This window comes from Atribacter sp., assembly GCF_035418125.1.
GTDB classification, from domain to species: Bacteria; Atribacterota; Atribacteria; order Atribacterales; family Atribacteraceae; genus Atribacter; species Atribacter allofermentans.
The window spans coordinates 1-6,821 of sequence record NZ_DAOLQM010000107.1; the positions used below are offsets into that span (position 1 = coordinate 1).

General features: G+C 37.6%; 6 protein-coding genes. All 6 read left to right on the forward strand.

Annotated elements, in window-relative coordinates:
* Positions 1-995, forward strand: a 995-nt coding sequence (locus tag PLK24_RS06570) for a uroporphyrinogen decarboxylase family protein (RefSeq protein ID WP_324477473.1), incomplete at its 5' end; no start/stop codon positions are given.
* A gap of 175 nt (positions 996-1,170) precedes the next feature.
* Positions 1,171-2,142: a substrate-binding domain-containing protein gene (locus tag PLK24_RS06575; protein ID WP_324477475.1), complete on the forward strand. Its 972-nt coding sequence runs from the start codon at positions 1,171-1,173 to the stop codon at positions 2,140-2,142.
* A gap of 134 nt (positions 2,143-2,276) precedes the next feature.
* Positions 2,277-3,791 (forward strand): sugar ABC transporter ATP-binding protein, encoded by a 1,515-nt coding sequence (locus tag PLK24_RS06580; RefSeq protein ID WP_324477476.1) that lies wholly within the window; start codon positions 2,277-2,279, stop codon positions 3,789-3,791.
* 24 nt (positions 3,792-3,815) lie between these two features.
* The gene (locus PLK24_RS06585; protein WP_324477478.1) at positions 3,816-4,796 is read left to right on the forward strand and encodes an ABC transporter permease; all 981 of its coding nucleotides are present in this window, start codon (positions 3,816-3,818) and stop codon (positions 4,794-4,796) included.
* A 41-nt stretch (positions 4,797-4,837) separates the two neighbouring features.
* Positions 4,838-5,980, forward strand: a complete 1,143-nt coding sequence (locus tag PLK24_RS06590; protein WP_324477480.1) for a uroporphyrinogen decarboxylase family protein — start codon at positions 4,838-4,840, stop codon at positions 5,978-5,980.
* Between the two features lie 74 nt (positions 5,981-6,054).
* On the forward strand, positions 6,055-6,821 hold a 767-nt coding region (locus PLK24_RS06595; protein ID WP_324477482.1), incomplete at its 3' end, for a PfkB family carbohydrate kinase.

Sequence of the window (6,821 nt, forward strand, 5' to 3'; positions counted from 1 at the left end):
AAAACTGGAAACCATGGACTTTTTTTGATGGGACACCGGTTTTGGTTCCGGAAAAGTTTAATATTATGCCGGAATCGAATGGTGACATCCTTCAATATCCTGAAGGCGATCGTTCGGTTCCGGCTTCTATGAGAATGCCAAAAGACGGGTTTTATCATGATTCTATTATACGGCAAAAGCCAATTGTTGATGAATCGAAGCTAAAAGTGGAAGACCAAGTTGAAGAATATTCGATTATGGGCGATGAAGACCTGGCTTGCTATGAAAAAGAGGCAAAAAGACTTTACGAAGAAACTGACCGTGCGGTGGTTTTTGGTGGAGTGCCAGGAACTAACTTAGGTGATATTGCTTTGGTCCCTGGACCAGGCATGAAAAATCCTCAAGGAATTAGAGACGTTGAAGAATGGTATGTTTCCCTCATGACTCGTAAGGATTTTTTAAAAGAGGTATTTTCTCAGATGACTGAAATTGGTTTAAAGAATCTTAAATTAATGTATGAAGCTGTTGGTGAGAGAATTCAGGTTATCGTCCTTTCGGGGACTGATTTTGGATCCCAGAATTGTCCATTTATTTCACCAGCTCTTTATCGAGAACTCTTTAAACCTTATCACCAAGCAATGAATGAATGGATACACCAAAATACTCAATGGAAAGTATTTATCCATACCTGTGGCTCAGTATTTGATCTTCTTCCTGATTTAAAAGAAGCCGGTTTTGATATTCTTAATCCAGTGCAAGTTTCTGCAGCCAAAATGGACCCGAAAGAACTTAAAGAACATTTTGGTTCAGACTTTACATTTTGGGGAGGAGGAGTGAATCCTCAATCAACTCTTCCTTTTGGTTCTCCTGAGGATGTTCGTCAAGAAGTCAGATATTTGATAAATACTTTCAAACCTAATGGAGGGTTTGTTTTTGCTAATGTCCATAATATTCAAGCAAAAATTCCAGTAGAAAATTTACTCGCTTTTTTTGAGACCCTTCAAGAAAACCGTTAAAAATTAAATGGTATTAAAATTCAATAAGAAATATTCTCATCTTATAATTTAAATAGTTAATTAATAAATTGATATAATTATTTATTATCATGATAAAAATAGAGTTGGGAGGTGGAATCCGAATAATTTAAGATGTTCAGTTTTTAAAAAAAAATAAAACGAGGTGGAAAAGAACATGAAAAAGATGATGCTTTTTATCATGATATTAGTAGGTATTTTCAGTTTTATGATTCCAGCGTTTGCTGAAGAAAAATTACCAATTTCTGAACAACTTTATATTGAAGTTTCAGCACTAGGAAGCTTGGATTATTTTTATGATCATAAATTGGGAATGGAATTAGCTGGAAAATATTTGGGAGTTAAAACCGAGTATGTTGGACCGGCTGATTTTGATATGGCAGCCATGATCACCGCATTTGAACAATCCATTGCCAAAAAACCCCAGGGGATATTGGTGGTTGGTTTTGAGCCTTCGCTCGACGCAATTGTTGATAAAGCTATTGATGCTGGTATCCCGGTTGTTACACTTGATGCCGATTTGCCAGGTTCAAAAAGAATTGCCTTTGTTGGAACGGGCAATTATCAAGCAGGTTTTGAAGGAGGCAAAAAGCTAGCTTCTCTCGTGGGCGAAAAAGGGAAAGTTGCAATTATGACCAGACCGGGTCAATCGAACCTTGAAGAGCGAATTGTTGGATATAAAGATGCTTTAGCTCAATATCCTGATATTGAGATAGTACAGATTGCTGATACTCAGTCGGACCCAACGGTTGCTGCTCAAGCTGCTGCAGCTCTTCTTCAAAAGTACCCAGACTTAGCTGGTATTGGTTGTGTTGAAGCTGCTGGTGGGGCTGGGGCTGCTACCGCGGTTAACGAAGCTGGGAAAGCGGGTCAGGTTAAGATTGTTTCTATGGATAGAGGAAACGATGTTTTAGAATACATTAAAGACGGGATAATCTCTGCATCGGTTGCTCAGCAGACTGCTTTAATGCCATTTTATGGTACTCAAATTCTATTTAGCCTTTATAATTACGACATTCCAATTTCCAGCGATAATGCAAAAGCTAAAATCTCAGGGACGCCAGCTGTCATAGATACTGGTGTTGTTATTGTAGATGAAACGAATTATGAATATTTTATGAGAGATTAATATAACCAAAGATAAATTAGTAATCACAAGGGAGCGTGTATCCATTATCACGCTCCCTTGTGATAATTGGTTATTTATTCAATTGAGGGGGAGTGTAGAAATATTAGTGATACTCATCGTTATTGGAGGAATTCATGGATAAATCAATAATTTTAGAAGCGCGAGATATCGTAAAAAACTTTCCTGGAGTTCGAGCTCTTGATGGAGTTCAATTTCAATTACAGAAGGGTGAAGTCCATGCTCTGGTGGGTGAAAATGGAGCTGGGAAAAGCACTTTAATGCACATCTTAGGAGGAGTGTATAGACCTGATAGTGGAGATGTATTCGTCGAGGGTAAGAAAGTTAAATTACAAAATCCTTACCATGCATCTCAGGAGGGGATAAGCGTTGTTTATCAGGAATTGAGTTTAGTACAAAACCTTTCAATCGCTGAAAATATTTTTGCCAATCGTCAGCCTCTTAAGCGTATGAAACTGGTTGATTGGAGTCTTTTATATCAAAAAACATTAGAAATATTAAAATATTTTGATTTGGTGATTGATCCTCGTACTCCAGTAAAAGAATTGTCGGTTGCTGAGCAGCAAGTCGTTGAAATTCTTAAAGCAATTTCCTGTAACCCAAAAGTACTCATACTGGATGAGCCAACTTCTTCATTAACCCAGGTAGAAACCAAACTTCTTTTTAAGAATATTCAGTTTTTAAAAGAAAAAGGAGTATCTTTTGTTTATATTTCTCATCACCTTCAAGAAATATTTGAAATCGCTGATCGGGTAACTATTTTTAGAGATGGAAAATATATTGATACTCGGAACATTTCTGAAGTAAATGAAGAACAGGTTGTAAAGCTCATGGTAGGTCGAGAAATTCAAAATATGTATGGAGATCGGAATTCAAAAGTCGGTAAGGAATATTTTCAGGTTGAAAATCTCTCTCAAGATGGGGTCTTCACTGAAATATCTTTTTCTTTGAAAAGAGGAGAAATATTAGGAATAGCTGGGTTAGTTGGAGCAGGAAGGACAGAGTTAGCCAGAGCAATATTTGGCTTAGAGCCATTTTCTGAGGGAAGTATAAGACTTAATGGGAAGGTTTTGTCAATACATTCTCCCGGTGATGCCATTCAAGAAGGAATTGCCTATTTGACAGAGGATAGAAAACAACAAGGGCTTTTTTTAAAAATGAGTTATCGTGAAGACTTGATAGCACCAGATATGAAGCGTTTTATAAAGGGTATGAATATTCTTGATGAAAGTAAAATAACTTCTTTTGCTGAACAATCACGAAAACAATTTAAAATTATTACTCCAACAATTTTTCAAAAAGTTAGAAACCTATCAGGTGGTAATCAGCAGAAAGTATTGTTATCTATGTGGGTAGGAATTAATCCGAAAGTCTTAATTGTTGATGAACCGACCCGAGGAGTCGATGTAGGAGCCCGAAGAGAAATCTATAAAATTATGCGAGACTTAACCTTATCAGGTGTTGGAATTGTTATGATATCATCTGATTTACCAGAAGTTTTAGGTGTAAGTGATCGCATTCTGGTAATGAGGGGTGGACGTATTGTTGGAGAATTTAATCAAAATGAAGCAACCGAAGAAAGAGTCATTACTTGTGCTACAGGTGTAGGAAAAGTGAACATGCTAACTTGAGAAAACCCATAAAGGAGAAATCGAATGAGTCAACTAGAGCAAACCAAAAACCATCGAAACCTATGGCGAAGCTTAACTGAAATTCATGAATTCATGATTTTATTTATTATTATTGGTGCTGTAATCCTTATGACTATATTGTCACCTATATTCTTTACTTCAGGAAATATCCTGGCTACTCTTTTAAGCCTATCGATCGAAAGTATCATTGCTATTGGAATGACAGTTTTAATGGTTTCAGGCGGTTTCGATATGTCTGTAGGTTCAACCGTTGGTTTTACCGGGGCAATGGCAGCAATGCTGATGGCCAGGGGAATACCAGTTATTTTAGCAATTTTGGTAGGGATAGGCTTAGGAGTTTTAATTGGTATGGGTAATGGCTTGATTATATCAAAAATTGGGATTAATCCATTCATTACGACTTTAGGAATGCTTAATTTAGTTCGAGGTCTTTTGTTGGTGATAACCAAAGGGAAAAATATTACCGGTCTACCTGATTCTTTTAAAATGTTAGGTCAAGGTAAGTTTTTTAATGTTCAGTATCCAATTCTAATCGCCATTATTTTGGTTATTATAGGAGATTTTTTACTGCGAAAATCCCAATTTTTTCGACAAAATTATTATATTGGTGGTAATGAAAGAGCGGCTTTGTTATCGGGAATTAATGTTAGTAAAATGAAAGTATTTAATTATGCCCTTGCCGGTGGATTAGCAGCGTTTGCTGGTATCATTATGACCGCTCGTTTGGGGGCGGCGTCGGTATCGGCGGGTACCGGTTTGGAGCTCAGGGTTATTTCGGCAGTTATTATTGGTGGTGCCAGTTTACAGGGTGGAGAGGGTACCGTTGCCGGTGCTTTTTTAGGAACCCTTTTAATGGCTTTGATTCAGAATTCTCTGACTCTTTTAGGGGTAGATGTTTACTGGAACACTTTTGTTATCGGAACAACTCTTTTAGTTGCAGTGATGATTGATACTTTAAGCAAAAAGAAAAAAGGCCTTTTATAAAAAACCTTATAGAAAAATAGCTTAATTCAAGGAGAATATGAATGAATACCTCAGAAAGATATCGAGAGAGAAATTTTCGTTCAGAAAAACGCATCAGAGAAGCGTTTCAATTTAAAAACCAGGAGTCACCTTATATTATTTACGACGTAAACTATTGGTTATTTGGCGCTTTACAGGAGGAAATTCCTGAAGGATATTGTAGCGAAGATCCTTCAATTATGACCAATTACCAAGCTCAAAAAATCGAAATCCATATGCGGGAATATCAAGATGTTTATATTCCTTTTTTAATGCCTTGGTTTGGAACCGGCGTTCTTGCTTCAGGATTTGGTATAGATGTTAAATTCCTGGACAAAATGGATCCAGCTGTTGATTTGCCAACCATTCAAGACATTCAGCAAGTTCGAGATTTAAAAAAGCCGAATCCTTTGAAAGATGGGCTCATGCCTCGGGTTCTTAACACAATCCGATACATGCGAGAAAACACTGATTTTCCAGTAGGGGTTACCGATTGCCAGGGACCATTGACAACCGCTTTGCAGATTATCGGATACGATAAAATGATTTATTGGATGCATGATCATCCCGAGATGATTCATGATTTAATGCAACTGGTTACTGACTCTCTGATTGAATGGATTCGTGTTCAAAAAGAGATTGCTGGTCAAAGCCGGGATGATGATGCCTATGTATTAGGTGTAAAAATCCCTGGAGGCATCGGGGGGGTTTGGATTTCAGATGACGATTCGGTTATTTTTGGAAAAGATCTTTATCGGGAATTTGTGGTTCCTTATAATAGTCAGGTTCTTGAAGCTTTTGGGGGAGGGGTTATTCACTTTTGTGGTAGTGCAAACCAACATATTGAAAACTTTCTATCAACCCGTGGATTGAAAGCTATTCATAACCTCAACTTAGACCATCTTGATGAAGCCGCTCGCCTTCGTCACGCGCTTGCTGAGAAAAAGCTGGTTTATATGGTCGGAGATTTTAATCTCGAGGATAATCGAATTGATCATTATTATCAACAATTATTTCAAAAAATGGACTCGCAAGGGCTCATAGTGATTTCATATATTGCTCCGGCTCTATCTCTCCAAGAAGGTCAATATATAGATACTCGCCGGGATCCCGGTATTGGGAAGCGGATTGAACAATCTATTCAAAAATACAATCATTTAAAATAAAGTTTAGTTATCAATTCTAAGGAAAAATATGTTCAGAAGAAGAAATTGCAATGTTTAATTGAAGGAGAGTAAAAATGCTGCAATTTGATGTAGTAGGAGTTGGGCATGTCGCTCTTGATAACTTAGGAATTGTTGAATCCTACCCTCAGCTTGATCAACGGATCCGCCTAAAAGATTTTCTTCGTCAGGGTGGTGGAGAGGTGGCTACTGCTCTGGTGACCTTAGCTCGTTTGGGCGCAAAAGTCTCTTTCGTTGGGAAAGTGGGTGATGATGAGTCAGGAGAATTTCTCTCTAAGGAATTTCTTCAGGAAGGAGTAGATATTAGCCAACTCGTTAAGGAAAAGGGAAAAATGAGCCTGACTGCCTTTTGTATCATTGATCAAAAAAGCGGGAAAAGAACTATTTTTTGGTATAAAAATCTAACTCCTTTAAAGCTTGATGAAATCGATCCCGATTTTCTTTGTCAAGGGGAAATACTTCATTTAGATGCTCATGAACCGGAAACCGCTTATGATGCCGCCCGATACTTTCGCGAACATACTGAAGGAAGAAGAATTGTCCTGGATATTGATAACTGGGATGAGCAAAGAGAAAAGTTAGTGACTTTAACTGATGTTTTAATCGGTTCAGAAACCTTTGCTAAAAATTTTCATCCTACCAATCCAAATATAGCTTTAGAAAAAGTTGCCGCTTTAGGTCCAAAGGCGGTTATTTTAACCCAGGGAGAAAAGGGCTGTATGGGAAAAGTCGGAAAAGAAACCTTTCATGTTCCAGGTTACCAGGTTAACGTAGTCGATACAACCGGTTGTGGTGATGTTTTTCATGGTGCCTTTGTATTTGG